Origin of the sequence: Nonomuraea sp. NPDC049637 (assembly GCF_040675235.1) — a bacterium.
GTDB lineage: Bacteria > Actinomycetota > Actinomycetes > Streptosporangiales > Streptosporangiaceae > Nonomuraea.
On sequence record NZ_JBFAOM010000004.1, the window covers coordinates 368,675 to 394,740 of the forward strand.

Consider the following 26,066-nt stretch of genomic DNA (forward strand, 5'->3'; position numbering starts at 1 on the left):
CCCGCGGATGAGACCCCTACTTCCGAGCGGGCTGATGCCTGGTCCGGAAATGGCTTTTGTCGCTAGGGTCGGTGCCGAGCGCGTTGACATTCGCGTTGACATTTGAGGTGAGAACGTTGCGGCACTTAGCAGGTTTGCTCATCGGCGTCGTGGTCACGGCGGCCGTCCTCGGGGGTGGCGGATGGGCCGTGCAGCAGGCCCTCGCCAGTGCGGCGATCACCCCGCCGCCGCCCGACAACCAGAAGATGTGGATCGCCCTCGGCGCCATGGCCGCGGTCGGGCTGGTCGTCGGCCTCGTCGTGGCCGGCCGGATCTCGCCGCTGGCCACGTTCGTGCCCTCGATGGTGCTGCTGGCCTGGACCGTCGTCTACGCCCTCGACACCGGCAGGGCGCTGTCGCTCATCCCCGACCAGGCGTCGGTCCACCAGGTCGTCCTGGACGCCGGCGCGGGCGACAGGACCCTGCTCACCACGGGTGTGCTGGCCCTGCTCGGCGTGGTCCTGTTCATCCCCGTGCTGATGCCCTCCCGCTGGTCGCGCCCGCACGACGACCTCGACGACGACGACTACGAGACCACGCGGGAGGGCGGCTACTACTGAGCGCCGGTGTAGAGCCTGGTCACCACGTCCTCGATGGTGGCCTGCTCCGGCGCGGTGGCCATGAGCTCGGCGAGCGTCCCGTCGAAGGCCAGCCGGCCGTGGTCGATCAGCATGATCCGGCGGCACAGGCGCTCGATGTCGCCGAGGTCGTGCGTGGTCAGCAGCACGGTGGTGCCGCGCTCGGCGTTCTGCCGCTTCAGGAAGCCGCGGATGCTCGCCTTGCTGACCACGTCGAGGCCGATGGTCGGCTCGTCCAGCACCAGCACGTCGGGGGCGTGCAGCAGCGCCGCGGCCAGGTCGCCGCGCATGCGCTGCCCCAGGCTGAGCTGACGCACCGGGGTGCGCAGGAAGGAGCCGAGGTCGAGGGTCTCGGTCAGCTCGGCCAGCCGGACCCGGAACGTTCCGCGATCTACTTTGTAAAGGTGCCGGACCAGTTCAAAGCTGTCCTTGAGCGGCAGGTCCCACCACAGGGTCGTGCGCTGGCCGAACACCACGCCGATGCGCCGGGCGAGCGTGGTGCGCCGGCGCGAGGGGTCGAGCCCGGCCACCCGCACCGAGCCCGAGGTGGGGGTGAGGATGCCGCACAACATCTTGATCGTGGTGGACTTGCCCGCGCCGTTGGGCCCGAGGCAGCCGACGAACTCGCCGGCCGGCACGCTGAACGACAGGTCGCGTACGGCGTGCACGACGGCGCGTCTGACCTTGAACGAGCGTCCCGCTTCGCGCAGTTCGATCATTGCTAACTCCCCGTCGATCGGTAGTGCCTGATGCCCTGCCGCCAGGCCGCCGCGGCGGCCAGGGCGAGGACCAGCGCGGCGGCCGGTCCGAGGAAGCGCATGAACCCGGGCGTGCCGAACGGGTCGTCCCGGCCCAGGACGTAGAGGCCGGGCTGCCAGTTGACGAAGGCCAGGGGCAGCGCGTACGTGACGCCGCGGACCAGGTCGCGGGCGTAGATGCTGAGGGGGTACTGGCTGAGCTGGTGGGTGCCGTAGGTGAAGGCGTTGACCACCTCCGGTGCGTCGGTCAGCGCGAACTGCAGCGCGCCGGCGAGCGTCCAGAGCGCGGTGAAGATGACGACGCCGGTGACGATCATGACGGGGATCATCCAGGCCCGGCGCCAGTCGAGGCCGAGCGCGGCGACGGCGTAGGCGAGCACGGCCAGGGCCTGGACGACGCGGCCGATCCTGGTGGGCGCGAAGCGGTCGGCGGCGATCTGGATCCAGGCGGCGGCCGGGCGGATGAGGATCGTGTCGAGCGTGCCGGCCTTGATGTGCTGGCTGATGCGGTCGAGGTTGCTGACGAAGGTGTCGCAGAGGGTGAAGGAGACGGCGGAGGCGCCGTACAGGAACAGCACCTCCTCGCGGGTGAAGCCGGCCAGGGTGGTGGTGTTGGCGAAGACGACGAGGATGGCCGCGACGTCGATCGCCCCCGTGACCAGGCCGAACACGACCATCAGGGCGAAGGAGAGCCGGTAGGCGGCCGCGGCGCGGGTCCAGGTCCAGGCCAGCAGGAAGTACGTCCTAACCACCCTGGATCACCACCTTGTGGCGGACGGCGCGGGTGGCCAGCAGGCCGAGGGCGAACAGCGTCGCCGCCCAGAACGCCTGGAGGGCGAGCGTCTGCCCCACGGGGGCCTTGCCGAGGTAGAGGTCGGCGGGCGCCTGGACCATGGAGGCCCACGGCAGGGCTCTGACCACCTCGCCCAGCGGTCCGGGGAACAGGTGGAGGGGGAGCAGCATGCCGCTGCAGAACGTCGTCAGGACCAGGGACACGACGGCCACGCCGCGGTCGTCGGCGAGCCAGCAGACCGACAGCGCGACGAGGTAGCGCCAGCCGAAGCTGATGAGCACGCCGACGAGGCAGCCGGTCAGGGCCGCCGCCCATCCGGCCGGGGAGGCGGGGGTGGTGATGCCGAACAGGGCCGCGCCGAGCAGCAGCGGCGGGAGGCTGCGCACCAGCAGCAGGTACGCGGCCCGGCCCAGGTCCTCGGCCAGCGACCAGAGCGGGAGGGAGGCGGGGCGGACGAGGTCGAGCGCGATGTCGCCGCTGCGGATGCGCTCGGGGATGGTCAGGCCGCCGCCGAACAGCATCATCGGGCCGATGAGGGCCTGGGTGACGAAGCAGTAGGTGACGGCGTCGGTGACGTCGTAGCCGGCCAGGCCGGGGCGGGCCTGCCACAGGGCGATGAGGACGTAGGCGCGCAGGACGCCGAACACGCTGTTGGTGAACGCGCCGGCGAGCGCGGCCCGGACGTAGACGGCGTGTTTGCGGAAGCCGTACCGGACGAGGCGGGCGTAGAGGGGAACGATGGCTCACCTCCGGGGAGTGAGGACAAGGTCACGCGTCGTGTCGGGGGTCGGGCACGGGTCGGCCTTGGCGGAAGCCTGGAATTATCCGCCGATGGGTCAGCGGTCCGCAACGCGATATACGAAGCGCAGGCCCGTCCAGGTCTCGTCGATGGCCGCGACCTTGTTGTCGACCAGCCCGGCGGCCAGGCCGAAGTCGCGGACGAGGCGGTCCGACAGGTCGGTGGGGATGCCGGCGGCGGGTTTGATCCGGCAGATCCACAGGCCGCCGTTCCCGGCCAGCGCGGCCTTGGCCGGGGGGAACGCGCGGTGCAGGATGGCGACGTCGGGGTAGAAGAGCAGGACGACGTCGTACGGGGAACGTGCGCCGGCGGGCGGGCCCTGCTCGTGGTGCACGGTGGCGGCGGGTTCGCCGAGGCCGAGGCCGGCGGGGGCGGCGAGGGCCAGGACCTGGTGTCCCGGCTTGATGCCGAGCTTGCGGGGCAGCGGAGTCCCCGAATATCCCGCCATATCCCCAGAGTCGCACAAGGCCGGAATATTCGCGTCAGCGATGAGATCCTTACTGGCCGGTAGAGCCATGGCGTTCCGGGAAGAAAAGGGGTGGAGGACCGTCATGCGCATCAACAAGGACGTGGCACCCGACTACCCCTTGAGCTGGCAGGCCAGGGCCCTGACCTCGGTCATGTGGGGCACCCTGAAGCCCGCCTCCTCGGTGCTGATGCGTCATCCGCTGGCCCTGATCGGCGCGGCCCGCCTGGGCGAGCTGGCGCAGCTGATGCCGCTGCGCCTTCCCGAGCACGCCGTCGTCGCGCCCGCCGAGGGGCCGGACTGCGGCGGCGAGTGGGTCCGCGCCGGCCGGGTGGACGAGCGCAAGGCGCTGCTCTACTTCCACGGCGGCGGCTACTTCTCGTGCTCGCCGCGTACCCACCGGCCCATCACCTGGCGGTTGTCGGCCGTGGCCCGGCGGCCGGTCCTCGCGCTGGACTACCGGCAGGGGCCGGTGCACCCGCTGGCCGACTCCCTGGCCGACGCGCTGGACGCCTACGAGTGCCTGATGCGCAATGGGCACGCCCCCGAGGACATCGTCATCGCCGGGGACTCGGCGGGCGGGCACCTGACCCTGGCCACCCTGCTGGCGCTGCGCGACCGCGGCCTGCCGACGCCCGCCGCGGCGATCTGCCTGTCGCCGTGGACGGACCTGACCGACATCCCGCGCCGCGCCAACCGCTGGCACGACCCGATGTTGCCGGCGGGCCGGGTGCGGTGGCTGGCCCGCCACTGGACCTGCGGGCTCGACCCGTGGGACCCGCTCGTCTCGCCGGTGCACGGCGACTTCACCGGCCTGCCGCCGCTGATGATCGTCACCGGCTCCACGGAGGTGCTGCGGGACGAGGCCCGCCGGGTGGCCGAGCGGGCCCGGGAGGCGGGGGTGCCGGTGCGGTACGAGGAGTGGCGGCGCATGCCGCACGCGTTCCCGATCCTGGCCGACGTGCTGCCGGAGGCGCGGCTGGCCTTCCGGCACATGTCGGCGTTCCTGGAGGCCGTCGCGGCTCGTGCGGCGGGGCGGGGGGATTCGGCGGCGGCCTGACTGGGGCTGCTGTGTCGGGGTAGTTTGAGCTGATATTTCGCAGTTTGGGGTTGTACGTGGAGCAAGGCGGCCAGGCGTTGCGGTGGCCAGGCCCGTCAATCCCGCTGTAAGGTTAGGTATACCTAACTAACATATGGGGGCTGAAGTGATGGCTGACAAGCCCACGGACCACCATCGGGGCGTCGTCCTGCGGACCGAGCGGCTCTCCCCGCACATGATCCGCATCGTGGTCGGCGGTGACGGCCTGCGCGACTTCGCCTGCCGCGGCCTCACCGACCATTACGTGAAACTCGTCTTCCCGCACGAGGGCGTGGACTACCCCGAGCCCTTCAGTGTCAAGAACGTGCGCGAGACCATGCCGCGCGAGCTCTGGCCGCGCCTGCGCACCTACACCGTGCGCGCCTGGGACCCCGACGCCCTCGAGCTGACCCTCGACTTCGTGCACCACGGGGACAAGGGCCTGGCCGGGCCGTGGGCCGCCGCCGCCGAGCCCGGCGACGTCGTGCTGATGCTGGGCCCCGGCGGCGGCTACGCGCCCGACCCCGGAGCCGCCTGGCACCTGCTGGTGGGCGACGAGAGCGCGCTGCCGGCCATCGCCGCCTCCCTGGAGGCGCTGCCCGACGGCGCCCTGGCCCACGTCCTGCTGGAGGTGGACGGCCCCGAGGACGAGCTGAAGCTCGGCACGGCCGCCGACGCGCGGATCACCTGGCTGTACCGGGGTGCGCGGCCGGTCGGCCAGGCGCTGGTGGAGGCGGTGCGCGCGCTGGAGTTCCCCGAGGGGGACGTGCACGCGTTCGTCCACGGCGAGGCCGGTTTCGTCAAGGAGCTCCGCCGTCACCTGCGCCTGGAGCGGGGCGTGCCGATGGAGCGGCTGTCCATCTCCGGCTACTGGCGCATCGGCGTGGACGACGAGGGCTGGCGGGCGGTCAAGAACGACTGGAACCGCGAGGTCGAGGCCGACGAGGCCCGCGCCCTGGCCTCCTGACCCCTTTTCCGGACGAAAGCCCCTCAACCACAACAAGCCACTTCAGAACGTTCCATCCCAGCACTTACTAACCCTCCGGGCACGAACGCCTTACCTTCGATACCCCTTGCGCAAGACATGCGGAAAGGGCCCCCGGATGCCGCCACAGTGTGCCTTGCCGTGTCCCCCACAGGAGAGGCGAGACCCGGATGGCGCGTGGTGCGAGCGACATGCCTCCTGGCGTGCGACCGCTTACGGTGGGCGACCCCGTCGTCATCGGCCGGTACCTTCTCCTCGGCCGCCTGGGGACGGGCGGGATGGGAGTGGTGTACCTGGCCGAACACCCGCAAGGGGGCCTGGTCGCGCTCAAGACGCCGCACGCGGTACATCTCCACGATGCCACGTTGCGGGCGCGTTTCGCCGAGGAAGTGGCTTTCTCGCGGAGATTGGTGCCCTTCTGCACCGCCGCCGTCATCGAGGACGGCGTCGAGGGCGGCCGTCCGTACCTGGTCACCGAGTACATTCCGGGGCCCGCGCTGTCCCAGGTGGTCAAGGCCGGGGGAGCGCTCACGCCCGACCTCGCCTACGGCGTGGCACTCGGCGTGGCCGCCGCGCTCGTCGCCGTGCACGAGGCCGGTCTGGTGCACCGCGACCTCAAGCCCGGCAACGTGCTGCTGTCGCCCGCGGGGCCGCGGGTCATCGACTTCGGCATCGCCCGCGACGTGGACACCCTCGCCGCCCACACCCAGGCCGGCCAGGTCATGGGCAGCCCCGGCTGGGTGGCGCCCGAGCGGCTGACCGGCGGCCCCGCCCTGCCCGCCTCGGACGTGTTCGCGTGGGGCTGCCTGGTGGCCTACGCCGCGAGCGGGCACCACCCGTTCGGCGGCGGCGAGGCCGACGTGCTGACCCGGCGCATCCTGTTCGACCCGCCGCGGCTCGACGGCGTGCCCGTCCTGCTGCGCCCGGCCGTGGAGGCGGCGCTGGCCAAGGACCCGGGCTCCCGTCCGGGATCGGCCGAGCTGCTGCGGGCGCTGCTGGCGTCCGGGGGAGTGGGCGATCCGTGGGACCTGCGCCGGGCGGTCTCCGACGTGCTGGACGGGAGCTGGGCCGAGGTGCCGTACCCGGCGGGCGGCGGGGCGGGCCGTCCGGTCGCGCCGGGGGCGGAGCCGGGCGGGTCCGAGCGCAGGCGCAGGCGCAGGGCCAAGGCGGGGGCGCAGCTGTCGCACGCCAGCTTCGCCGCGCTGGTGACGGTCTCGCTCGCGGCGGTCACCGTGATCGCGGCCTCCGGCGGGGACGCCCTGAGCCTCGGCGGCGGCTCGCTGCTGCCCGAGCCCGCGGTCGTGCAGCCGCAGGGCAGCGCCCGCACGACCGAGCCGCCCACGGCGACCCCCGGCGGCATCCGGCCGTCCGTGCACGTGGCGCCCCCGGCGAGCGCGGCGAGCGCGGCGAGCGCGGCGAGCGCCGCCACGCCGTCGGTGTCCGGGACGCGTTCCCGCACGCCGGGCGGGCACTTCGCGATCCTCACCCCCGACCCCGACCGGTGGCCCGACGACTTCCGCCGGTCCCGCCCGTCCCGTCCCGCTCGTCCGTCCGGCACGTCCGGGCCGGGCGATCTGGGCGATCCGGGCGGGGAGCAGCCCGGTCCGTGCGCAGGTCCGGCAGGTCGCCGCCGCGGGGGCGCGGGCCGCCGCGACTGCCCGCGGCCGTCGGGCTCGATCAGCACGATCCCCCAGGACGGCCCCGGCGAGTCGCCCGGCCCCACCGGCTCGGGCCCGGCCACCCCGACGGCCACCGGAGCGTCCTGACGGCGCATGCCTCATGATCGAGGTGAGCGGGGGAAGCGTGGTGACCCTCCCGCACCCGAGAGCGAGGCCGTACATGAGCTACTACGACATAGAGGGCAACCCCATCAGCCCGGCGCGGGCGCAGGAGCTGCTGGCCGACCGCGCCCGCCGCACGATCGGCGACGACCGCGTCGGCACCGCCGCGGGAACGTTCCGCATCCGCACCCTGCACCTGGTGCTCGACCAGGCCGACGGCGGGACGGTGCCGCTGCTGTTCGAGTCGACCGTGCGCCTGTCGCCGCCCGGCGCCGATCCGGGGACGGGCGGCGAGGAGGTGCTCAGCCTGCACTGGTCCACCAGGCAGCAGGCCGAGGACGCGCACGCCCAGCTCGTCCGCGACATCACCGAACGGCAGGACCTGCCGTCGTGGGCCCGGGAGGGCGGCTGAGCGCACCGCGGGCGTCGAAGAGAAAAGGGGCCGCGCCGGGCTGGGGGAGCCGGCGCGGCCCTTCGCCGGGGGAACCTTCCCATGCCCTGGAGGTGGCCGGCGAGATCAGGGGATCAGTGGTGGAACTGCTCCTCCTCGGTGGAGCCCTTGAGCGCGGTCGTCGAGGAGTCGGGCGCGACGGCCGTGCTGACCAGGTCGAAGTAGCCGGTGCCGACCTCGCGCTGGTGCCTGGTCGCGGTGTATCCGCGCGTCTCGGCGGCGAACTCGGCCTCCTGGAGCTCGACGTAGGCCGTCATGCCGTCGGTGGCGTAGCCCTGGGCGAGGTCGAACATCGAGTAGTTCAGCGAGTGGAAGCCGGCCAGCGTGATGAACTGGAACTTGTACCCCATGTGCCCCAGCTCGCGCTGGAACTTGGCGATCGTGGAGTCGTCCAGGTGCTTCTTCCAGTTGAACGACGGCGAGCAGTTGTAGGCCAGCATCTGGTCCGGGTAGCGGGCCTTGATCGCCTCGGCGAACTCGCGGGCCACGTCCAGGTCCGGCGTGCCGGTCTCCATCCACAGCAGGTCGGAGTAGGGGGCGTAGGCCAGGCCGCGGGCGATGCAGGAGTCCACGCCGTTGCGCACCCGGTAGAAGCCCTCGGCGGTGCGCTCGCCGGTGGTGAAGGCCTGGTCGCGCGGGTCCACGTCACTGGTCAGGAGCGTCGCGGCCTGTGCGTCGGTCCGCGCGACGATCAGTGAGGGGACGCCGCACACGTCGGCGGCCAGCCGCGCGGCGTTGAGCGTCTTGATGTGCTGGCCGGTCGGGATCAGCACCTTGCCGCCCAGGTGGCCGCACTTCTTCTCGGAGGCGAGCTGGTCCTCCCAGTGCACGCCCGCGGCGCCGGCCGCGATCATGCCCTTCATCAGCTCGAACGCGTTCAGCACGCCGCCGAAGCCGGCCTCGGCGTCGGCCACGATCGGCGCCAGCCAGTGCGGCGCGTCCGGCACGCCCTCCGACCAGGTGATCTGGTCGGCGCGCAGCAGCGCGTTGTTGATGCGGCGCACGACGGCGGGCACGGAGTTGGCCGGGTACAGGCTCTGGTCCGGGTAGGTCTGGCCGCCGAGGTTGGCGTCCGCGGCCACCTGCCAGCCGGACAGGTAGATCGCCTTCAGCCCGGCCTTCACCTGCTGGACGGCCTGGTTGCCGGTCAGCGCGCCGAGGGCGTTGACGTAGTCCTCGGTGTGCAGCAGGTCCCACAGGCGCTCGGCGCCGAGCCGGGCCAGCGTGTGCTCCTCCTGGACGCTTCCCCGCAACCGGATCACGTCCTGCGCGCTGTACGTGCGCTCGACGCCCGCCCAGCGAGGGTCGTTCTGCCACTTGTCCTGCAGCTGCTCCGCAGCTCCCTTGAGGCGATCGTTCATCGTTCGCTCCTTTGTCGTCCCCTGGGGCTCACGTCGATGATCTGCCCGGATGTCACAGGTTGACAGGCTCGAACGTGGAGAAGAATCGCCGAAGTTTCCAGGATGTGCATTACTCGCGGGTATTCAGACGAGAAGAAATCGTAAGTTTTCCTGTTGGCCTAGACCAATCCTCATCCCGAACCGCACGCGGCTCTCGCGTCCCGCTGCGACGCGCCCTGAGTGCCCAAAGGCTAGAAAATGGGCCGAATTTCTGTCTAAGATGCCTGTATGGCGTCCCTGCTAGGCGAAGAACCGCTGTCTTTGACGCAGGAGCTCGATCTGATCGCGTTCGGCCAGCGTCTGCGCCACCTGCGCAAACAGCGCGGCCTCACCCTGTCGGACCTGGGCTCGCGCGTCAGCAGGGCGCCCAGCCAGCTGTCGCTGCTCGAGAACGGCAAGCGCGAGCCCAAGCTCTCGCTGCTGAAGTCCCTGGCGACCGCTCTGGGCGTCCCCGTCGAGGAGCTGCTGCGCCGCCAGCCGCCCAACCGGCGCGCCCAGCTGGAGATCGCGCTGGAGGAGGCGCAGCGCGACCCCATCTACGCCGGTCTCGGCCTGCCCCGGCTCAAGGTCTCCGCGCGCGTGCCCAACGACGTCCTGGAACACCTGCTCGGCCTGTACGGCGAGCTGCGCGCCCGGCAGGCCCGCGGCACCGCCACTCCGGAGGAGGCCAGGGCCGCCAACGCCGAGCTGCGGCGGAGGCAGCGCGAGGTGGGCAACTACTTCCCCGACATCGAGAAGGCCGCGGCCGAGGCCCTCGACGCCGTCGGCTACCGCACCGGCGCCCTGTCCCAGAGCACGATCCAGGGCCTGGTCACGCACTTCGGCTACACCGTCCACACCGCCCAGGACCTGCCGCGGTCGGTGCGTTCCATCACCGACCTGCGCAACCGGCGCATCTACGTCAAACACGAGCAGCTCGGCATGCACACCCCGCGCACGATCCTGCTCCAGACGCTCGGGCACCTCGCGCTCGGCCACGGCAAACCGCGCGACTTCGCCGACTTCCTGCGCCAGCGCACCGAGGCCAACTACTTCGCCGCCGCCGTGCTCGTGCCCGAACGGGCCGCCGCCCCCTACCTCCAGGAGGCCAAGGCGGCGCGGGCGCTGTCGGTGGAGGACCTGCGGGACGTGTTCGCCGTCTCCTACGAGATGGCCGCCCACCGCTTCACCAACCTGGCCACCCACCACTTGGGTCTCGTCTGCCACTTCGTGCGCAACGACGCCGGCGGCACCATCTACAAGGCGTACGAGAACGACGGCATCGTCTTCCCCGCCGACGAGCAGGGAGCCATCGAGGGGCAGCGCATGTGCCTGCAGTGGTCGGGGCGGCAGGTGTTCGCCTCGCCCGACCGGTTCTCGGTGTTCTACCAGTATTCCGACTCGCCCACCGGCACCTATTTCTGCGTCGCGCACGTCGATCCCTCGCGGGAACGGGACTTCGCCATCACGCTGGGGGTGCCGTACCGGGAGTCGCGGTGGTTCCGGGGCCGGGAGACCACCAACCGCACCAAGTCCAGCTGTCCCAACGGCGACTGCTGCCGCCGTCCGCCCGCTGAGCTGGCCGAACGCTGGGAGGGCTACGCCTGGCCGTCCGCGCGGGCCAACTCGCACATCCTGGCCGCCCTGCCGCCCGGGTCGTTCCCGGGTGTGGACGAGGCGGACGTCTATACCTTCCTGGAGCGTCACGCGACCCTCGCATAAGCTGACAAGCGGGGGAACGGGGGAGGTGTCGCACATGCTGCCTGATGTGCGGAAATGGTGGCATCGCCGAACTTCGTGCGCCGCGGACTGGCCGCTGGACGACCTCGTGGCGGCCAAGGGGCGGACCACGGTGAGCGTGGTCCTGCCGGCCCGCGACGAACGGGAGACCGTGGGGGAGATCGTCCAGGTGATCCGGCGTGAGCTGGACGGCCTGGTGGACGAGCTCGTCGTCATCGACTCGTGCTCGGCCGACGACACCGCGCGCGTGGCGGCGCGGGCCGGGGCCGCCGTGCACGCCCAACGCGACATCCTGCCCGACCTGGCACCGCTGGAGGGCAAGGGCGAGGCGCTGTGGAAGTCGCTGGCGGTCACCTCCGGTGACGTGGTGGCCTTCGCCGACGCCGACATCAGGCACTTCCGCGCCTCGCTGGTCGCCGGGGTGCTCGGCCCGCTGCTCACCGATCCCACCGTCGCCTACGCCAAGGGCTGCTACGACCGCCCGCTGGACGGCGCTCCCAACGGCGGCGGCCGCGTCACCGAGCTGGTCGCCCGCCCGCTGATCAACCTGCACTGGCCCGAACTGGCCGGTTTCGTGCAACCTCTCGCCGGAGAGTACGCCGGCCGCCGCTCGGCCCTGGAACGCGTGCCGTTCCTGACCGGGTACGGGGTGGAGCTCGGCCTGCTCATCGACCTGCTGGACCTGGCCGGGCTCGACGGCCTGGCCCAGGTGGACCTGGGCTCGCGCGAGCACGCCCCGCAGTCGACGGAGGCGCTCGGGGGGATGGCGGCCCAGATCATGCTGGCCGCGTGGTCGCGGCTGCGGCGGCAGGGGAAGATCGAGGCCCGTCATGCGCCGGGGGTGGAGCTGGCCCAGTTCCGGCGGTGCGAGGGCGGCCACGACGTCCTGACCCGCCAGGTCGCCATCGGGGAACGCCCCCCGATGCTCACCCTGCCCCGCCCCGCCGTCCCAGCGCCTCCGTGAGGGTTGCGGCGCGCCGGGTGGCTGGTTCGCCGCATCCGCCGCCCGGCCGCGCCGGGGGGCGGATGGGCGTGCGGCGCTACTTGAGGGCCGCTGTGACGAAGGCGCCGATCTGGTCGCGGAGGGCGTCGTGGTCGTCGGCGGCGTCGCCCAGGATGATCCGCCCGAGCTGCGGCATCATCGACGGGAACAACGCGAGCCCGGTCAGCATGAACAACGTGCGCGACGTCGCCTTCGACGGCTCCTCGCCGCGCCCCTCGGCCAGCGAGGCGGCCTTGCGCGCACACCGCTCGACCCTGGCTTCCTGGCCGGGCAGCAGCTCCTGGCCGCGGTAGTTGAGCGCCTCCCACATGAGCAGCCGGACCAGGTCGGGATGGCGCCGGTAGTAGTCGGTCAGCCGGGCCACGTAGTCGACGGGGTCGGCGCCGGGCAGGGCGATCTGCGAGGTCAGGTCGTCGAGCGCCTCGTTGATGACGGCGTCGAACAACTTCTCCTTGTTGCCGAAATGCCCGTAGATGCGCTCTTTGTTGACGCCGGCACGCTCCGCGATGCGATCCACGCGCGCCCCCGCCACGCCGTACGCGGCGAACTCCTCGCGGGCGGCTTCGAGCAGGGCGGCCCGGGTGGCGGCGGTCGAGACCTTGGGTGACATGCCACCATTCTGCCACCAACAACTAGTTGGTTGAAAACCAACTAACTAGTTGACGTCCAACTGGTTGGTTGGCTACCGTCCCTTGGCATGGCACTCACGCTTCCCCGTACGGAGGCCGCTCCGGCAGTCCGTACCGATTACGCCCGCTTCGGCCGCACCCTGTTGGCGTTCACCCTCACCGCGGTCCTGTGCAGCGGGCAGTTGTACATCGTGATCCCCCTGCTGCACGACATGGCGACCGGCTGGCACACCTCACCAGGCGGCCTGACCTGGCTGGTCACCGCGTTCGGCGCCGGGTACGGCGTCGGGTTCCTGGTGTTCGGCCCCCTTTCCGACCGGTACGGCCGCCGCCGCCTGCTGCTGGCCGGTCTGCCGCTTGCCGCGCTGACCAGCGCATTGGTCGCGTTGAGCCCGAACGTCGAGGTGGCCCTGGTGTTGCGGGCCCTGCAGGGGGTGGCCGTGGCGATGTTCCCGCCCGCCGGCATGGCCTACCTGGCCGAACGTCTTGAGCCCCGGCGCCGCGTGGTCGCCATCGCCGCGGTGACCGGCGCTTTCCTGGCCTCGGCCGTGTTGTTGCAGGTCGCCGCGCAGGTGCTGGTCGAGACGATCGGCTGGCGGGGGCTGTTCCTGCTGTCGGCCGCCGGTTTCGCCCTCGCCGGGCTCGGCCTGCGCGCCGCCATGCTGCCCGACCTGCCGCGCGAGGCGGCCGGGTCGCTGCTGTCGGCCTACCGCGCGGTGCCCGGCCTGCTGTTCGACCGGGTGCTCGCGCTGCGCTATCTGGCCACGGTCATGCTGATGGCCGGGTTCGTCGCCGTCTACACCGGGTTGCAGATCTACGGCGGCACGTCCGCCGCCGACCTGCTCACGTTGCGCGCCTCCGGGCTGCCCTCGATCGTGCTGATGCCGGTGCTCATGCCGTGGCTGGCCCGGATCCCCACCACGGCCAGGGCCGCCGCGTTCCTGGCCGTGGGCGCGCTCGCCCTGGCGGCCGTCGCGTTCACCGGAGCCGGCGCCCTCGGCCTGCTCCTCCTGCTGGCCGTCTACGTCGCCGCCATCACCGGCGGCCTGCCCAGCATGAACGAGGCCATCTCCGCCCAGGCCGGACCGGCCCGCGGCACGGCGCTCGCCCTGTTCTCCTTCGCCCTGGCCGTCGGGGGCAGCGTCGGCCCGCAGCTCGCGGCCGCTTTCGGCGGGTTCACCCCGCTGGTGTACGGCCTGGCGATCGGCATGGGCCTGGCCGCCCTGGCCGTCCTCACCTCCGCCCACCGCCCCACCCGTACCACCCGCTGACCCACCCCCCCCCCCTCAACCCGCCCTTCCTCCGGAGCCACCCCGCCCTCAGGCCCCCACTGGACGCCGGCGCGGCACTGCCGCTCGGCGTCTGATGGGGGCCGAGTGGCGAGAGGCGGTCAGCGGGTCGTGACGAGGCCGCCGAGCGACAGGTCGGGGCGGTCGACCTGCACGTCGGGCAGCAGCCACGACGTGTCGAGCGCCACCGTGTCGTTGAGCGCCCGCGCCAGAGGGTTGAGCGCGCCGAGGAGCGACTCGCAGCCGCCGTCCATGGAATGGGCCAGCGAGCACAACCACATCGCGACGTCGTCGGTCTGGCCGTTGAGGTTGAACCGGGCCCGGAACGTCGCGCTCACGGGGTCGTAGGCGTTGTTCGCGTTGTTCAGGGCGAGCGGCGCGGTGTCGAGGAACGTGCCGATGGACGCGCGCTGACGTACCAGCAGGGTGGTGAGGTGGGCGAGCTCGCGGGTGTTGGCGGCGATCTCACCCCTGTTGTCCTCGACGAAGTCGGCGACCTGGGTGAGCGTGGAGGACAGCTGACCCAGCACCGCGCGCAGCTCTTCGCGCTCGCCGTCGAGCTGCGCCGACACGCCCGCCAGGTCCTTCATGAACGCCCGGATCCGCGCGTCGTCGCGGGCCATCGCCCCGGTGATCGTGGCCAGGTCGCGGACGGTCTGAGCCAGGTCGTCGCCGTCACCGGCCAGGACGGAGGCCGCGTCGGACAGGCCCCGCACGGTGGCCCCCACCGTCTCGCCCTGCCCGCCGAACGTGCCCGCCGAGACCCGCAACAACCGCGCCAGCGCCCCCCGCTCATCCGCCGCCACCCCACCCGGCCCCGGCCGAGGCGGACCGAGCCCAGGCGAGCCGGACCGCGTGGAGCCGGAAACCGGTGGGGCGAGGGCCGCGGCGAGTCGGTCGTAGCCGCGTAACGCCTCGTCGATCTCGACCGGCGAGCGGGTACGGCCGAGCGTGCCGCCGTCCTGAAGTACGGGCCCGCCCCGGTACGGCGGCGTGAGCTGCACGAACCGATCGGCGATCAGCGACCGCGCCACGATGACCGCCTGCGCGCCCGCCGGGACCTTGCGCCCGGCGTCGAGCGCCAGCTCCACCCGGACCTGCGCGCCCGCCGGGCTGACCACGGTGACCCGCCCGACCCGCACCCCGAGAACCCGGACGTCGGACCCCGGATACAGCCCCACGGCGGCGTCGAAGAAGGCGACGGCGCGCACGCCCGCACCCGGCCTGAGCAGCAGATACGCCGCCCCCAGCACGAGGACGGCGAGAAGTGCGGCGAGCCGGCGGTCCATCGGCCTTCCTCGATCGACATGGGCGTACGGTTACCGGAACATTACCGTGAGTCGCCGGACCGCCGCACCTTCCGGCCGAGCCCTACTCGCCGGTAGGGTGTTACCGACGGTAACAAGGGAACGGCCAGGGAGTGGACGCGATGACCGGGTTCTGTCCGGAGCTCAGTGACGACGTGATCGAGGTGCGTGACTGGGTCCACGCGTTCGCCCGCGACGTGATCCGCCCCGCGGGCGCCGAATGGGACGAACGCGAGCAGACCCCCTGGCCCGTCATCCAGGAGGCCGCCAAGATCGGCCTGTACTCGCTGGACTTCTTCGCCACCCAATGGTTCGAGCAGAGCGGCCTGGCGCTGCCGGTGGCGTTCGAGGAGATCTTCTGGGGGGACGCCGGCATCGGCCTGTCCATCGTCGGCACCGGCCTGGCCGCCGCGGCGCTGTCCGCGAACGGCACGCCGGAGCAGCTGGGGGAGTGGCTGCCGCAGATGTTCGGCACGGAGAACGACGTCAAGCTGGGCGCCTTCTGCGCCTCCGAGCCCGACGCCGGCTCCGACATCGGCGCCATCCGCACCCGCGCCGTGCACGACAACGGCGACTGGGTGCTGAACGGCGTCAAGACCTGGGCCACGAACGGCGGCATCGCCGACGTGCACGTGGTCGTCGCCTCGGTGGACCCGTCCCTGGGCACCCGCGGGCAGGCCAGCTTCGTCGTCCCGCCCGGCACGCCGGGCCTGTCGATGGGGCAGAAGTTCCGCAAGCACGGCATCCGCGCCTCGCACACCGCCGAGGTGATCCTCGAGGACGTGCGCGTGCCGGGCTCGTGCCTGCTGGGCGGCAAGGAGAAGCTGGACGCCCGCCTGGCCAGGGTCCGCAACGGCGAACGCGCCGGCGAGCAGGCCGCGATGCGCACGTTCGAGACCACCCGCCCGTCGGTCGCCGCGATGGCCGTCGGCATCGCCCGCGCGGGCTTCGAGTACGCCCGGGACTACGCCCGCGAACGCGAGCAGTTCGGCCGCAGGATCGGCGACAACCAGGCGATCGCGTTCCTGCTCGCCGACATGGCGACCCGCGTCGACGTGGCCCGCCTGCTGACCTGGCGCGCCGCCTGGATGGCCCGCAACGGCAGGCCGTTCGAGCAGGCCGAGGGGTCGATGTCGAAGCTGGTGGCGGGCGAGACGGCGGTGTGGGTGACCGAACAGGCCATCCAGATCCTCGGCGGCGCCGGCTACACCAGGGAACACCCGGTGGAACGTTTCCACCGCGACGCCAAGATCTACACCATCTTCGAGGGCACGTCGGAGATCCAGCGCCTCATCATCGGCCGCGCCGTCACCGGCCTGCCGGTCCGCTGAGGACGTCTGTTCACCCGGGACGACGGAGCCGGCCACCGGTGGCCCGGAAGTGCGGACAACCGGTGAGGATCGGCGAACGGCGGCCGGACCGGGGAGAACGCCTGGAACCTGTTCTCCCCACGTGCCGGAGCAGGGGTCACTTCGGTTGCCAGCGACAGATCTTCTTGGTGGTGAGGGTCGCGCCGATGCGGGCGTAGAAGCGTTGGGCGGCGACGTTGGCCTCGCCCACCTCCCAGCGGATCACCTTGCCGTCGGCGGCTTCGGCCACAGCCTGCATCAGCTGTTCGCCTACGCCGTCGCCGCGCTCGGAGCCGGTCACGTACAGGTCGTCCAGGGCGAGGTAGTCCTGGCCGGACCAGAAGCTGATGCGCTCCAGCCAGGAGACGTAGCCGACGGCCCGGCCGCTCCGCTCGGCGATCAGGTAGGTGATCTCCGGGCGGGCGAGCAGCCGCTCCAGGTCCTCGACGCCTACGGTGACGGCCGAGGACTGGCCTTGGTGTTCGGCCAGGCCGCGCATGAGGTCGTGCACGATGGCGGCGTCCTCGGGTGTGGCACGACGGATCGTTGTCACAGTGATCCCTTCCGGGTTCAGGAGCGGGGTGGTGTGTTTCAGGTCCGCTCGCCGGCTGCTGGGCGAGCTTGGTCGTGGTGGAGGAGTTGCCGGCGGCGCAGGCGGGTCGACGAGCCGCCGTGGCGCCGGCAACCAGGCGGTCCCCGCTCACTGAGAGCCGGCTTGCGCCGCAGGTGACGGGCGGCCGGGCGTTACCAGCGCCGCGACGGCCGCGCCGACGGCCGATGCGATCGCGGCCACGGTGAATCCGCTGGTGAAGCCGTTCAACGTGGTCCCGGCCAGGCTCGCGGCTGCGACGCTGGAGATGACGGCGGCTCCGATGGACGCGCCGAACTCGTGGAAGGTGCTCACGATGCCGGAGGCGATCCCGGCCTCGTGGGGCGCCACCTGACCGAGGGCGGTCGCCGAGGCGATGACGAACATCGCGCCGGTGCCCGCCGCCGCGACGGCCACGCCTGCCACGACGCTGACGACGTTCGTCGAGAAGGCCGGTACGGCCATGCCGATCGCCGCGACCGTCAGACCGGCGACGGCCAGGGCGCGCCCGCCCCACCGGCCGAGCAGGCGTCCGGTCAGGTTGGCGCCGAGCATCGTCGCCACCGCGACCGGCAGGAACAGCAGCCCGGCCTGCAGCGCGCCGTAGCCCAGAGCGTGCTGGAAGTAGAAGGTTCCCAGGAAGAACACAGCGATCATCAGTGCCGTGGCCATCAGGATGAGGAAGGCCCCGACCGCCACGGGTCGCCGGGCGAGCAGTCGCACGTCCATCAGGGGCGAACGCGCCCGCCTCTGCCACAGCACGAACAGCACGTAGCCCACGGCAGCCGCGAGCACGAGCCACCCGGTGAGCGCGCTGAGCCATCCCTTCTCGCCGGCGGCGATGAGTGCGTAGATCAACGACCCGCTGGCGGACGTCACCAAGATCGCACCAAGGACGTTCAGCCGGGGCCGGGAGGCGGGCGAAGGCGTACGCGCCGGGAGCAGTACGGCGAGGACCACGGCGATCACCAGGCCGATGGGCACGTTGACGTGGAACACCCACGACCATCCGGGCCCGGCGGTGAGCAGGCCGCCGAGGAGTACGCCGAGCGCGGCGCCGCCGCCGCCGAGCGCGGACCAGACGCCCAGGGCCTTGTTCCGCTCCTCTCCGTCGAACAGGGCGACCACCAGCGACAGGGCCGCGGGCGACAGCAGCGCGGCCCCGACGCCCTGTGCCACCCGACCCGCGAGCAGCGTGCCCGCCGACCCGGCCAACCCTGTGACCAGCGACGCGACGCTGAACAGCAACAGGCCGGCGATCACGATCCGCTTGGCGCCCAGCAGGTCCGTGATGCGGCCGCCGAGCAGCATGAGCCCGCCGAAGGTGAGCGTGTAGGCGCTGACTGTCCAGGTCAGCGCCTCGCGACTGAGGGCGAGGTCCGTTTCCATGTGCGGCAGCGCGATGGCGACGACGGTGACGTCCAGGATCAGCATGAGCTGGGCCACGCCGAGGAAGCCGAGGATGCGCCACCGGGCCGGCAGTGGCTCGTGGAGCTCTGCCTGGTGCACTGCAGATTGGGTCATCAAATCCTCCAGCTGTTATCTCGTATGTCCATATACGAGTTCTGCTGGGACACTATAAGCCGTATATGCGTATACGAGATAGGGTGGGGGGCATGGCTGCCTCTCCTGCTCGCTCCAGGCGCCGTGTCGATGCCGAGCGCAGCATCGCCCGCATCGTGTCCGCGGCACGCGAACTGATGCGCTCGGACCCGCATGCGACCACCGACGACATCGCCCGTGCCGCCGGCGTCGGGCGGATGACCCTGTACGGACATTTCCGGACCCGGGCCGACCTCATCGAGGCGGCACTGGTCGAGGCGCTGCGAGACGGCGACGAGCTCCTGGCCTCCGTCGACCTGACGGGCGCCGCGCGCGAAGCCATGGGGCGTCTGCTGGCGTCCAGCTGGGAGTTGGTGGCCGAATCAGCGGCCCTGCTGGCCGCCGCCGAAGGAGTCCTGCCCGCTGGGCGGGTCCGGGAGCTGCACGACGAACCCGCCCAGCGCATGGCCGAACTCGTCCACCGTGGCCAGGATCAAGGCGTCTTCCGTACCGACCTGCCCGCCGCCTGGCTGGTGAGCCTCACCCACTACATCCTGCACGGCGCGGCGAACGAGGTACGGCAAGGACGCCTGGCCCGGAACGATGCCGCCGAAACAGTCACGAAGTCCATCCAATCGGTACTGGCCGCGCCGGTTCCGGGGTGAGGTGGCGGACCTCGTGGACAGGGTTCAGAGCAGTTGTGCCTGTACGAATCCGGCGAGCAGCACAGCGAAGCCGCCGATCTCGCCCACGATGAGCGCCGTCATGAACGCCGTCGTGCCGCGGACGGGATGGCGGAACTGATTGCCGGTGTCCCGGCGCCGACCGCTCAACTCGACGAAGAAGCCGGCAGGAGCACGACGATGGTGTCGTCCCCCGGGCGTACGACGCTACGCATGACGGTCGCGGGAAGAGGTTCGGCGGCGAGGCTGGCTCTGACCCATCGTGAGAAGCGGTGAGCGGGCTCGGTGCCCTCCTCCGTCGTGGGTGTGCCGGGCGGTCGGGCGGCGTGCCAAGGTAAAGAATTCGTGGGTAAAACGCCGGTCTGACAGGCGTTTTCGAAGCGCTTCTTCCAAGTTGGCTTGTACTGCTCTATGCCATTCACATACCTTCAATGTCAGTTACGACGTAGGCCCGGTGAGCATCCGCGCCACAGTACGTCCCGACCATTGCCGAGACCGCGTCTGATCTGCGTGAACACGTAGAACGGCGTGGCCGCCGAATCCGCTCGGACAAACACGCGGAACCGGGGACCCACATTCTGTGGGGTGAATCGGAGCACCTCCCGCGAGGGCATCCGTAGGGCACTTCCACGCCCGAACCCGTCAGCTAACCCGGTAGGCGGAATGGAAGCAAGGAGCAATACCTCTTCATGACCATCAACGCCTTCACCCGTGCCCTTACGCCCGCCGCCCGCCTCGTGCTCGGCGTGAGCGTCGCTGCCGGTGCGGCTCTCGTCGCAGGCCCGGTCTTCGCCGATCAGGCGTCCGGCGCGCGTTCCGACACCGTCGCCTCGCACAGCGTCGAGCAGAAGACCGCCGGGCAGGTGAGCGCGCAGTCGGTGCTGAAGATCGCCGAGTCGCAGATCGGAGTGACCGAGAACGCCGCGGGCGGCGGCACCCCGTTCCACAGCTGGTACATGTCCTCGCCTCGGGCGAAGGAGACCATGGCCCGCGACGGCGGCAGCCTGCAGTCCTACGCCAACGCCCCGTGGTGCGCGATGTTCGTCTCCTGGGTGGGCGAGAAGGCCGGCGCTCGGTCCACCGTCGGCTGGGACGCCTACACCGTCACCTACGCCAAGTGGTTCGAGGCCAACAAGCGCTGGGGGAGCGAGGCCAAGCCGGGCGCCGTCGTCTTCTACTCCTGGGACGACAAGTCCGTCGAGAGCATCGACCACGTGGGCCTGGTGAAGCAGGACAACGGCGACGGCACGATCACCGCGATCGAGGGCAACACCGGCAACGGCAAGGTCGAGCAGCGCATCCGGCCCAAGTCCCAGGTCGTCGGGTACGGCTACCCGCAGTACAAGGCCTGACGGCAGGCCGAGGACTCCTCTCCGTGCGACGGTGAGGGCAACGGAAGTGGCGCAGGGCGAGGCCCTGCGCCACTTTCGCGTCTCGCGGAGCAACGCCGTGAGACCGGCGCGCTCGTGCCGGCCCAGTTCATGCTCCGAAGCAGCGCAGTACGGCGTCGACCATGGCCGAGGCGGCCGGATGGCGGTAGGAGGCCGGGCCGCCACGAGGCCGGGCCGGCGGTCCTGTCTATGCTCAAGCTCATGGCACTGGAATGGGAACAGATCATCGTCGACTCCGCCGACCCGGTCGCTCTCGGGCGCTGGTGGGCCGGGGCTCTCGGCTGGGTCGTGGTCGACGAGACCGAGGAGATCATCGAGATCCGGCCTGAGCCGGACCGGATGCCGGGGCTGCTCTTCGTGCCGGTCCCCGAGGGCAAGACGTCGAAGAACCGGCTCCACCCCGACTTCCGCCCCGACGACCAGGAGGCCGAGGTCGCCCGGTTGCTCTCCCTCGGCGCCCGGCGCGTCGACAGCGTGCAGGACGAGCAGCACTGGGTGACCCTCCTCGACCCGGAGGGCAACGAGTTCTGCGTCCTGGGCGAACGGAAGCACTGAGCAACACCCGGGTCTGCGGGCGGCCCGCTGGCAGTCGTCCAGAACGACGATGTTCGTTCGGACGTCGTGCGACTACGATCATCGGATGACGTTCGCCGGCAATTGGGATCATCTGGAACCGGCTACCAGGGAGGCCTACCGGCGTTTCGACGCCCTCACCGAGCAGGGCCTCGACCCCGGTCCCGACACCGACTGGCGCCTCTACGGCACCTACGCCCACACCAAGCTCTGGCTCGGCCCGCACGGCGGCCACGACTACGACGAGCGCGTCCTGCGCCTGGTCCGCACCGTGGCCGCGCGCGCCGTCGACTGGACGCCCGACGACGCCTGGAACCTGGCCGAACGCGCCGGCTACTGGGCCCGCCAGGGCCACACCCGCCACGAGGAGCTCTACCGGATACCGCTGGCGGCCGCCCACCTGCTCCATCCGCAACAGCGCCGCGACCTGTTCGGCCACCTGACGGACCTCGGAGAGCTCCAGCCGCTCCTGGAGAGGCTGCTCACCGAGGAGGGCTCAGCCGGCGCGGTCAGGAACGTGATCGGGGAGGCCGACCCCTTCGCCACGATGCTGGCCGAGGAGTACGGCGTCCGCCTGGCCGGAATGTTGCCGCTGCTGCGTCACTGGGCCACCGCCGACACACCGGCCCCAGGCGACGGCTGGTTGCCGGTCGTCGGCGGCCTGCTCACCCCTGAGGCCGTCGTCCTGGTCCGCGAGCTGATCACCCGCCTGGCCGCCTACCGGGGCGGCCCGTTCGTCTGCCACCACGCCGGCATCAGCTGGAGCGAGGACCGCTTCCTGAAGGGCCGGACCGTCTGGGTGGCGTGCGGCCTGATCCGGACCTGCGAGGTCATCGACGAGCCTTGGGTCCCGTCGCTGCTCGCCGACGCCGCCGTCACCTGCGGCACCGGCCATGACGGCCCCGGCTCCACCTGCCGCAGCGAGACCGTCGCCAACGAGGCTGTCGGCGTGCTGGCCCGCCGGGGCGGACCCGAGACCGTCACCCCGCTGGCGCTCGTTCAGACGCAGGTGCGGGCGGCGTCCGTACAGGAGAAGGTGACGCGCGCGCTCGATGCGCTCGCCGACGCGGCCGCTATGACCCGCGACCAGTTCCTCGACCGCACGCCGCTCGCCGCCACCGCCACGCCCCGAGAGGTCGAGCAGGCGCGCACGGTCGCGCGCCACCGCCTGGAGCAGGCGCTCATCCACCAGCGCGAATGGACCTGGCGTGAGGTCGGCGAGCACCTCCTCGACCACCCCGTCACCGGCCCCTACGCACGCGCCCTGGTGTGGCGGATCCCCGGCGGCCCTTCCGGGCTGCCCGTCAGGACCGTCGACGGCTGGGAACTGGCCGGGCAACGCCCCGAGGGCCCTGTCGCCTTGTGGCACCCGGCCGACGCGAGCGCCGAGGAGGTGGGCGCGTGGCGTGAGAGGGGGCCGGCGCAGCCGTTCGAACAGGTCCTCCGCGAGGTGTACGCGGAGGAGCCGGACCGCGTCGCCGGTCACGTCGTGCGCTACGGCCCGGCCCGGACGGAGCTGATCCGGCACGGCTGGACCGGCGTGTCGATCGGCTACTGGGAGCACGACTGTCACGAGGGGCAGGGTGAGGTGGTGCGCGACCTTGGGGGCTGGCAGGCCCGCTGGCTGCTGCGCGTCGTCGAGGGCATGTCCGACGAGGGCTGGGACCTGGACGCGCTGTGCGCGACCAACCCGATGACCTTCCACCGTAACGGCCAGGAGGTGCCGGCGACGTCGGTGCCGCCGCTGGTGCGGTCGGAGATCCTCCGAGAGGCCGACCTCACGGTCGCCGCCGCCTCGGCCGGCCAGGACGCCCAGCATCTGGTCGACTACTACGACGGATATTGGCACTAGAAGTCCTGCGGTGCCGACCCGACGATGCTCAGGATGACGGCCGCGGGTCGTGGGGGTGGCGTGACTCCGGAACGGTCATCGCCACCCATCTTCCGCTCGAATTCGCCATTCGCCTTGTGAAACGCGGCGATTACTTGAGGAACTGGAAGATGAACGGCGCCACCAGCCCGATCAGGGCAAGGGCCTCGGTGAGGACGAAACCGAGCAGGATGTTCTGGCGGATCAGCGGATACGCCTCGGGCTGGCGGGCGATGGCCTGCACGCCCTGGCCGAAGATGATGCCGACGCCCACGCCGGGGCCGATCGCGGCCAGACCGTAACCGATGGCGGTGATGTTGCCGGAGACTTGAGCGAGTACGTGCATTGCGCCGCCTTTCTGGCGTCCGGTGAAGCAGTGAATCGCTGGTCTGCTTGCATTCCAACCCGTGGACGCGAGAAAGAAAATATGGCGTTTCTCTAATTTATCCGCAAAATGCTCGTTGAACGGCGTACTGGACAAATCGATCTACATGTAGAACGCGTGAGCGGGTCCTTCCGTGCGCCCGCCGCGGGCGCACGGAAGGGCCGGGGTCAGCGGGTCTCCCTGCCTTCGATGGTCGCCCTGACGGTGCTCGTGGCGGCGCGGGCCTTGGCGGCCGGCCGGGCGGTGTCGGGGCCGGGCAGGTCGCGGCTGTAGGCGTAGACGACGGCCGCCGTGGCGACCGCGCCGGTGTTCAGCGCGAGTGCCTTGTCGTTGATGTTGGCGGTGGTGTCGCAGGCCTGGTGGTAGCAGGGGTCGTAGGGCTGTCCGGCGGTGCCGCCGAAGATCGCGGCCTCCTCGGGCGTCTTGATGCCCTCGGCGCCGGTGAACACGCCGCCGGAGGGGATGCCGGCCTCGATGAACGGGCCGTAGTCGGAGCGGCCGTCGAAGTCGGTGCCGTTGTGCCCCTGGTGCAGCAGGTCGAAGTACTTCTCGTAGAGCTTCTCGATCTCGTCGGAGCCGGGCGGGCCCGCCGGGGCGCCGACGCCGTCGGAGTCGTCGCCGTCGTAGATCTTGAAGGCGTAGTTGGTGGAGCCGAGCATGTCGTAGTCGAGGAAGAGCTTGATCTTGGACAGCTCGGCCGCGGGCAGGGTCTCCACGTAGTGGATCGAGCCGAGCAGGCCCAGCTCCTCGGCGCTCCACCAGGCGAAGCGCAGCCGGTTGCGGGTCGGGATCTTGCCCAGGGCCTCGGCGACGGCGAGCGTGGCGGAGGTGCCGGAGCCGTCGTCGTTGATGCCGGGCCCGGCCGGGACGGAGTCGAGGTGGGCGCCGGACATGACCACCTTGTTCGGGTCGCCCCACTTGGAGTCGGCGATGACGTTGTAGGTGGTGCGCATCTCGCTGACGGTGTCGGTCTTGATGTGGATCACGCCGCCGGTCGTGGCCAGTTCCTGGCCGACGGCGAAACTGGTGCCCAGGACGGGGATGGTGACGGGCGTGCCGAGGTTCCCGCGCAGGGTCGCGGTGCGGCCAGGCTGGCCCTCGTTGAAGACGATCACCGCGACGGCGCCGGCGGCCTTGGCGTTGTTCGCCTTGACCACGAAGTCGCAGGTGCCGCGCTGCAGCAGCGCGATGTTGCCCGGCGTGAACCCGGCGAAGTCGGCCGCCTCGCATCCGGAGTTGGAACTGCTGGGCGTCGGGCCGGGCGGCAGGACCAGGTCCACGTTCTGCAGCGACGCGGTGACCTCGCCGGACCCGGAGTAGGTCATGGTGGCGAACTCGCCGACGGTGGAGCCGTCGGGCGGGGTCGGGGTGAAGACGCGCGGGCTGGGGGAGACGCGCTCCATCAGCGCCGTGGACTTCTCCTCGAAGTAGGCGATGTCGAACGGCTGGAGGGTGACGTTGTAACCGGCCTTCCTGAGCCTGGCGGCGACGTAGTCCCGCGAGGCCAGGTGGCCGCTGGTGCCGGCGGCGCGGTTGCCGTTGTTGGCGTCGGCGATGTTCTGTAACGCCTGCAGATGTTTCTTCACCGCTGGGGCGGTGACCGAGTCGATCAGCTTCTTCTCGGCCGGGGCAGGCGCGGGGTCCGCCTGTGCCGCGGTCGGAAGGAGAGCCAGAGGCAGGGACAGTGCCGCGGCCGTCGCAAGGACGCGGAAGGCGCCTCTGCGCAGGGTGATGCGCATACGAGCTCCTCGAACTGAGATGAAACAGGTGTCTTTCCCGATTCAGCGGCCCAAGGGAATACATAAGCCGACAAATCCACCCGTGGGAAGAATTTGAGTCGTCCAATGTTGGACAAGTGCATCCCGGGGACGGCAGGGGCGGCGTGCCGTCCGCTACCAGCCCAGTTCGTCGCAGCCCTGGTGGTCGACCGGCTCCACCTGCAACGTGGCGTGCGCGATGTGGTGGCGCTCCCGCAGCACGTCGCGGGCCCGGTCCAGGACGGCGTGGTTGTCGCCCGGCTCGGCGGTGACCAGGTGCGCGGTGGCCACGTTCATGCCGGAGGTGAGCGTCCACAGGTGCAGGTCGTGCACGTCGCGCACGCCGTCGATGGCCGCCAGGTCGGCCGCCACGGCGGCGGCGTCGATGCCCTCGGGCACGTGCTGCCCCAGGACGGCGAAGACCTGCCGCCCCAGCGACACGGCGCGGACGGCGACGAACACCCCGATGGCCAGCGCGACCACGGTGTCCCAGAACGCCTGCCCGGTCGCGGCCACCAGCCAGCCCGCCACGATGACGCCGACCGAGCCGGCGGTGTCGGCCACGACCTCCAGGTAGGCGCCCTTGACGTTGAGGCTCTCGCGCGCGCCGGAGCGCAGCAGGAGCAGGGCCACGAGGTTCACCACGAGGCCGATGGCGCCGACGACGAGCATCGGGCCGGAGGAGACCGCGGCGTTCCGGCCGATGCGGCCGACGGCCTCGATCACGACGTACAGGGCGACGCCGAGCATCAGCACGACGGCCAGCAGCGAGGCGAACACCTCGGCCCGGTAGGAGCCGTAGCTGCGCCGGCCGGTGGTGTCGGGGCGGGCGGCGATCCTGGTGGCGACCAG

26 protein-coding genes and 1 riboswitch are annotated in these 26,066 nt (G+C 71.3%); of the genes, 13 read left to right on the forward strand and 13 right to left on the reverse strand.

The annotated features are described in order from the left end of the window. Window positions 1–107: 107 nt before the first annotated feature. On the forward strand, window positions 108–599 hold the full coding sequence (locus tag AB0J71_RS08535) for a hypothetical protein (RefSeq protein ID WP_364413456.1): 492 nt from the start codon (window positions 108–110) through the stop codon (window positions 597–599). On the opposite strand, the gene AB0J71_RS08540 is transcribed toward AB0J71_RS08535, so the two are convergent. From AB0J71_RS08540 to AB0J71_RS08555, 4 genes are all read right to left on the reverse strand, one after another. Further along, entirely contained in the window at window positions 593–1,336 is a 744-nt protein-coding gene (locus AB0J71_RS08540; RefSeq protein ID WP_352329538.1) for an ATP-binding cassette domain-containing protein, read from the reverse strand. The genes AB0J71_RS08535 and AB0J71_RS08540 overlap by 7 nt on opposite strands. 2 nt (window positions 1,337–1,338) lie before the next feature. Continuing rightward, on the reverse strand, window positions 1,339–2,127 hold the full coding sequence (locus tag AB0J71_RS08545; RefSeq protein WP_352329540.1) for an ABC-2 family transporter protein: 789 nt from the start codon (window positions 2,125–2,127) through the stop codon (window positions 1,339–1,341). Next, entirely contained in the window at window positions 2,120–2,815 is a 696-nt protein-coding gene (locus tag AB0J71_RS08550; RefSeq protein ID WP_352329542.1) for an ABC-2 family transporter protein, read from the reverse strand. Before AB0J71_RS08550 ends, AB0J71_RS08545 begins: the two co-directional genes overlap by 8 nt. Before the next feature lie 189 nt (window positions 2,816–3,004). Beyond that, entirely contained in the window at window positions 3,005–3,415 is a 411-nt protein-coding gene (locus AB0J71_RS08555) for a hypothetical protein (protein WP_364413438.1), read from the reverse strand. A gap of 103 nt (window positions 3,416–3,518) precedes the next feature. On the opposite strand from AB0J71_RS08555, the gene AB0J71_RS08560 reads away from it, so the two are divergent. From AB0J71_RS08560 to AB0J71_RS08575, 4 genes are all read left to right on the forward strand, one after another. Continuing rightward, a complete protein-coding gene (locus AB0J71_RS08560; protein ID WP_352329546.1) occupies window positions 3,519–4,493 on the forward strand; it encodes an alpha/beta hydrolase in 975 nt (324 codons plus the stop codon). A 148-nt stretch (window positions 4,494–4,641) separates the two neighbouring features. Next, window positions 4,642–5,478: a siderophore-interacting protein gene (locus AB0J71_RS08565; RefSeq protein WP_364389767.1), complete on the forward strand. Its 837-nt coding sequence runs from the start codon at window positions 4,642–4,644 to the stop codon at window positions 5,476–5,478. Between the two features lie 221 nt (window positions 5,479–5,699). Further along, window positions 5,700–7,262 carry a serine/threonine-protein kinase gene (locus AB0J71_RS08570; RefSeq protein ID WP_364413440.1) on the forward strand — a complete coding sequence of 521 codons (1,563 nt, stop codon included), beginning with the start codon at window positions 5,700–5,702 and terminating at the stop codon, window positions 7,260–7,262. 73 nt (window positions 7,263–7,335) lie between these two features. Next, on the forward strand, window positions 7,336–7,689 hold the full coding sequence (locus AB0J71_RS08575; RefSeq protein ID WP_352351545.1) for a hypothetical protein: 354 nt from the start codon (window positions 7,336–7,338) through the stop codon (window positions 7,687–7,689). 113 nt (window positions 7,690–7,802) lie between these two features. On the opposite strand, the gene aceA is transcribed toward AB0J71_RS08575, so the two are convergent. Continuing rightward, window positions 7,803–9,089, reverse strand: coding sequence for an isocitrate lyase (gene aceA / locus AB0J71_RS08580; RefSeq protein ID WP_364389771.1), 1,287 nt, complete (start codon window positions 9,087–9,089; stop codon window positions 7,803–7,805). 267 nt (window positions 9,090–9,356) lie between these two features. Here aceA and AB0J71_RS08585 point away from each other — a divergent pair, with 267 nt between their 5' ends. Together AB0J71_RS08585 and AB0J71_RS08590 are read left to right on the forward strand one after the other, a co-directional pair. Continuing rightward, window positions 9,357–10,829 carry a helix-turn-helix domain-containing protein gene (locus AB0J71_RS08585; RefSeq protein ID WP_352351541.1) on the forward strand — a complete coding sequence of 491 codons (1,473 nt, stop codon included), beginning with the start codon at window positions 9,357–9,359 and terminating at the stop codon, window positions 10,827–10,829. Between the two features lie 34 nt (window positions 10,830–10,863). Next, on the forward strand, window positions 10,864–11,811 hold the full coding sequence (locus AB0J71_RS08590; protein WP_352329061.1) for a glucosyl-3-phosphoglycerate synthase: 948 nt from the start codon (window positions 10,864–10,866) through the stop codon (window positions 11,809–11,811). A 76-nt stretch (window positions 11,812–11,887) separates the two neighbouring features. Here the strand turns inward: AB0J71_RS08590 and AB0J71_RS08595 are convergent, their stop codons facing one another. Next, window positions 11,888–12,460 (reverse strand): TetR family transcriptional regulator, encoded by a 573-nt coding sequence (locus AB0J71_RS08595; RefSeq protein ID WP_352329063.1) that lies wholly within the window; start codon window positions 12,458–12,460, stop codon window positions 11,888–11,890. 87 nt (window positions 12,461–12,547) lie between these two features. On the opposite strand from AB0J71_RS08595, the gene AB0J71_RS08600 reads away from it, so the two are divergent. After that, window positions 12,548–13,750 (forward strand): MFS transporter, encoded by a 1,203-nt coding sequence (locus AB0J71_RS08600; protein ID WP_364413442.1) that lies wholly within the window; start codon window positions 12,548–12,550, stop codon window positions 13,748–13,750. Between the two features lie 119 nt (window positions 13,751–13,869). Here the strand turns inward: AB0J71_RS08600 and AB0J71_RS08605 are convergent, their stop codons facing one another. After that, window positions 13,870–15,057, reverse strand: coding sequence for an MCE family protein (locus AB0J71_RS08605; RefSeq protein ID WP_364413444.1), 1,188 nt, complete (start codon window positions 15,055–15,057; stop codon window positions 13,870–13,872). Window positions 15,058–15,197: 140 nt separating this feature from the next. On the opposite strand from AB0J71_RS08605, the gene AB0J71_RS08610 reads away from it, so the two are divergent. Beyond that, entirely contained in the window at window positions 15,198–16,406 is a 1,209-nt protein-coding gene (locus AB0J71_RS08610; protein ID WP_358292788.1) for an acyl-CoA dehydrogenase family protein, read from the forward strand. A 136-nt stretch (window positions 16,407–16,542) separates the two neighbouring features. On the opposite strand, the gene AB0J71_RS08615 is transcribed toward AB0J71_RS08610, so the two are convergent. Beyond that, window positions 16,543–16,977, reverse strand: coding sequence for a GNAT family N-acetyltransferase (locus tag AB0J71_RS08615; RefSeq protein WP_352326063.1), 435 nt, complete (start codon window positions 16,975–16,977; stop codon window positions 16,543–16,545). Window positions 16,978–17,124: 147 nt separating this feature from the next. Further along, complete coding sequence (locus tag AB0J71_RS08620; RefSeq protein ID WP_364413446.1) at window positions 17,125–18,537, reverse strand: MFS transporter; 1,413 nt, start codon at window positions 18,535–18,537, stop codon at window positions 17,125–17,127. Between the two features lie 92 nt (window positions 18,538–18,629). Between AB0J71_RS08620 and AB0J71_RS08625 the strand changes: the two genes are divergently transcribed. Then, window positions 18,630–19,220, forward strand: a complete 591-nt coding sequence (locus AB0J71_RS08625) for a helix-turn-helix domain-containing protein (protein ID WP_364413448.1) — start codon at window positions 18,630–18,632, stop codon at window positions 19,218–19,220. A gap of 24 nt (window positions 19,221–19,244) precedes the next feature. Here the strand turns inward: AB0J71_RS08625 and AB0J71_RS08630 are convergent, their stop codons facing one another. After that, window positions 19,245–19,388 carry a hypothetical protein gene (locus tag AB0J71_RS08630; protein ID WP_352331354.1) on the reverse strand — a complete coding sequence of 48 codons (144 nt, stop codon included), beginning with the start codon at window positions 19,386–19,388 and terminating at the stop codon, window positions 19,245–19,247. Window positions 19,389–19,761: 373 nt separating this feature from the next. Then, a riboswitch (cyclic di-AMP (ydaO/yuaA leader) is annotated at window positions 19,762–19,914 on the forward strand. A 13-nt stretch (window positions 19,915–19,927) separates the two neighbouring features. On the opposite strand from AB0J71_RS08630, the gene AB0J71_RS08635 reads away from it, so the two are divergent. The 3 genes from AB0J71_RS08635 to AB0J71_RS08645 all read left to right on the forward strand — a co-directional run bounded on the left by AB0J71_RS08635 (window position 19,928) and on the right by AB0J71_RS08645 (window position 23,054). Beyond that, window positions 19,928–20,590, forward strand: a complete 663-nt coding sequence (locus AB0J71_RS08635) for a CHAP domain-containing protein (RefSeq protein WP_352331352.1) — start codon at window positions 19,928–19,930, stop codon at window positions 20,588–20,590. A 240-nt stretch (window positions 20,591–20,830) separates the two neighbouring features. Beyond that, window positions 20,831–21,184, forward strand: a complete 354-nt coding sequence (locus tag AB0J71_RS08640) for a VOC family protein (protein ID WP_352329950.1) — start codon at window positions 20,831–20,833, stop codon at window positions 21,182–21,184. 85 nt (window positions 21,185–21,269) lie between these two features. After that, entirely contained in the window at window positions 21,270–23,054 is a 1,785-nt protein-coding gene (locus AB0J71_RS08645) for a DUF4132 domain-containing protein (protein ID WP_364413450.1), read from the forward strand. A 130-nt stretch (window positions 23,055–23,184) separates the two neighbouring features. Here AB0J71_RS08645 and atpE read toward each other — a convergent pair whose 3' ends face one another. The 3 genes from atpE to AB0J71_RS08660 all read right to left on the reverse strand — a co-directional run. Beyond that, window positions 23,185–23,418, reverse strand: a complete 234-nt coding sequence (gene atpE / locus AB0J71_RS08650) for an ATP synthase F0 subunit C (RefSeq protein ID WP_352329951.1) — start codon at window positions 23,416–23,418, stop codon at window positions 23,185–23,187. A gap of 206 nt (window positions 23,419–23,624) precedes the next feature. Beyond that, window positions 23,625–25,196 (reverse strand): M28 family metallopeptidase, encoded by a 1,572-nt coding sequence (locus AB0J71_RS08655; protein WP_364413452.1) that lies wholly within the window; start codon window positions 25,194–25,196, stop codon window positions 23,625–23,627. A 153-nt stretch (window positions 25,197–25,349) separates the two neighbouring features. Next, a partial coding sequence (locus AB0J71_RS08660) for a cation diffusion facilitator family transporter (protein ID WP_352329944.1) occupies window positions 25,350–26,066 on the reverse strand: 717 nt, incomplete at its 5' end.

Bases quoted from the DNA above. Each gene is read 5' to 3' on its own strand.
- AB0J71_RS08540 (WP_352329538.1), bottom strand. From the start codon at position 1,336: ATGATCGAACTGCGCGAAGCGGGACGCTCGTTCAAGGTCAGACGCGCC.
- AB0J71_RS08555 (WP_364413438.1), bottom strand. From the start codon at position 3,415: ATGGCGGGATATTCGGGGACTCCGCTGCCCCGCAAGCTCGGCATCAAG.
- AB0J71_RS08560 (WP_352329546.1), top strand. From the start codon at position 3,519: ATGCGCATCAACAAGGACGTGGCACCCGACTACCCCTTGAGCTGGCAG.
- AB0J71_RS08565 (WP_364389767.1), top strand. From the start codon at position 4,642: ATGGCTGACAAGCCCACGGACCACCATCGGGGCGTCGTCCTGCGGACC.
- AB0J71_RS08575 (WP_352351545.1), top strand. From the start codon at position 7,336: ATGAGCTACTACGACATAGAGGGCAACCCCATCAGCCCGGCGCGGGCG.
- aceA (WP_364389771.1), bottom strand. From the start codon at position 9,089: ATGAACGATCGCCTCAAGGGAGCTGCGGAGCAGCTGCAGGACAAGTGG.
- AB0J71_RS08585 (WP_352351541.1), top strand. From the start codon at position 9,357: ATGGCGTCCCTGCTAGGCGAAGAACCGCTGTCTTTGACGCAGGAGCTC.
- AB0J71_RS08590 (WP_352329061.1), top strand. From the start codon at position 10,864: ATGCTGCCTGATGTGCGGAAATGGTGGCATCGCCGAACTTCGTGCGCC.
- AB0J71_RS08595 (WP_352329063.1), bottom strand. From the start codon at position 12,460: ATGTCACCCAAGGTCTCGACCGCCGCCACCCGGGCCGCCCTGCTCGAA.
- AB0J71_RS08600 (WP_364413442.1), top strand. From the start codon at position 12,548: ATGGCACTCACGCTTCCCCGTACGGAGGCCGCTCCGGCAGTCCGTACC.
- AB0J71_RS08605 (WP_364413444.1), bottom strand. From the start codon at position 15,057: ATGGACCGCCGGCTCGCCGCACTTCTCGCCGTCCTCGTGCTGGGGGCG.
- AB0J71_RS08610 (WP_358292788.1), top strand. From the start codon at position 15,198: ATGACCGGGTTCTGTCCGGAGCTCAGTGACGACGTGATCGAGGTGCGT.
- AB0J71_RS08620 (WP_364413446.1), bottom strand. From the start codon at position 18,537: ATGACCCAATCTGCAGTGCACCAGGCAGAGCTCCACGAGCCACTGCCG.
- AB0J71_RS08625 (WP_364413448.1), top strand. From the start codon at position 18,630: ATGGCTGCCTCTCCTGCTCGCTCCAGGCGCCGTGTCGATGCCGAGCGC.
- AB0J71_RS08635 (WP_352331352.1), top strand. From the start codon at position 19,928: ATGACCATCAACGCCTTCACCCGTGCCCTTACGCCCGCCGCCCGCCTC.
- AB0J71_RS08640 (WP_352329950.1), top strand. From the start codon at position 20,831: ATGGCACTGGAATGGGAACAGATCATCGTCGACTCCGCCGACCCGGTC.
- AB0J71_RS08645 (WP_364413450.1), top strand. From the start codon at position 21,270: ATGACGTTCGCCGGCAATTGGGATCATCTGGAACCGGCTACCAGGGAG.
- atpE (WP_352329951.1), bottom strand. From the start codon at position 23,418: ATGCACGTACTCGCTCAAGTCTCCGGCAACATCACCGCCATCGGTTAC.
- AB0J71_RS08655 (WP_364413452.1), bottom strand. From the start codon at position 25,196: ATGCGCATCACCCTGCGCAGAGGCGCCTTCCGCGTCCTTGCGACGGCC.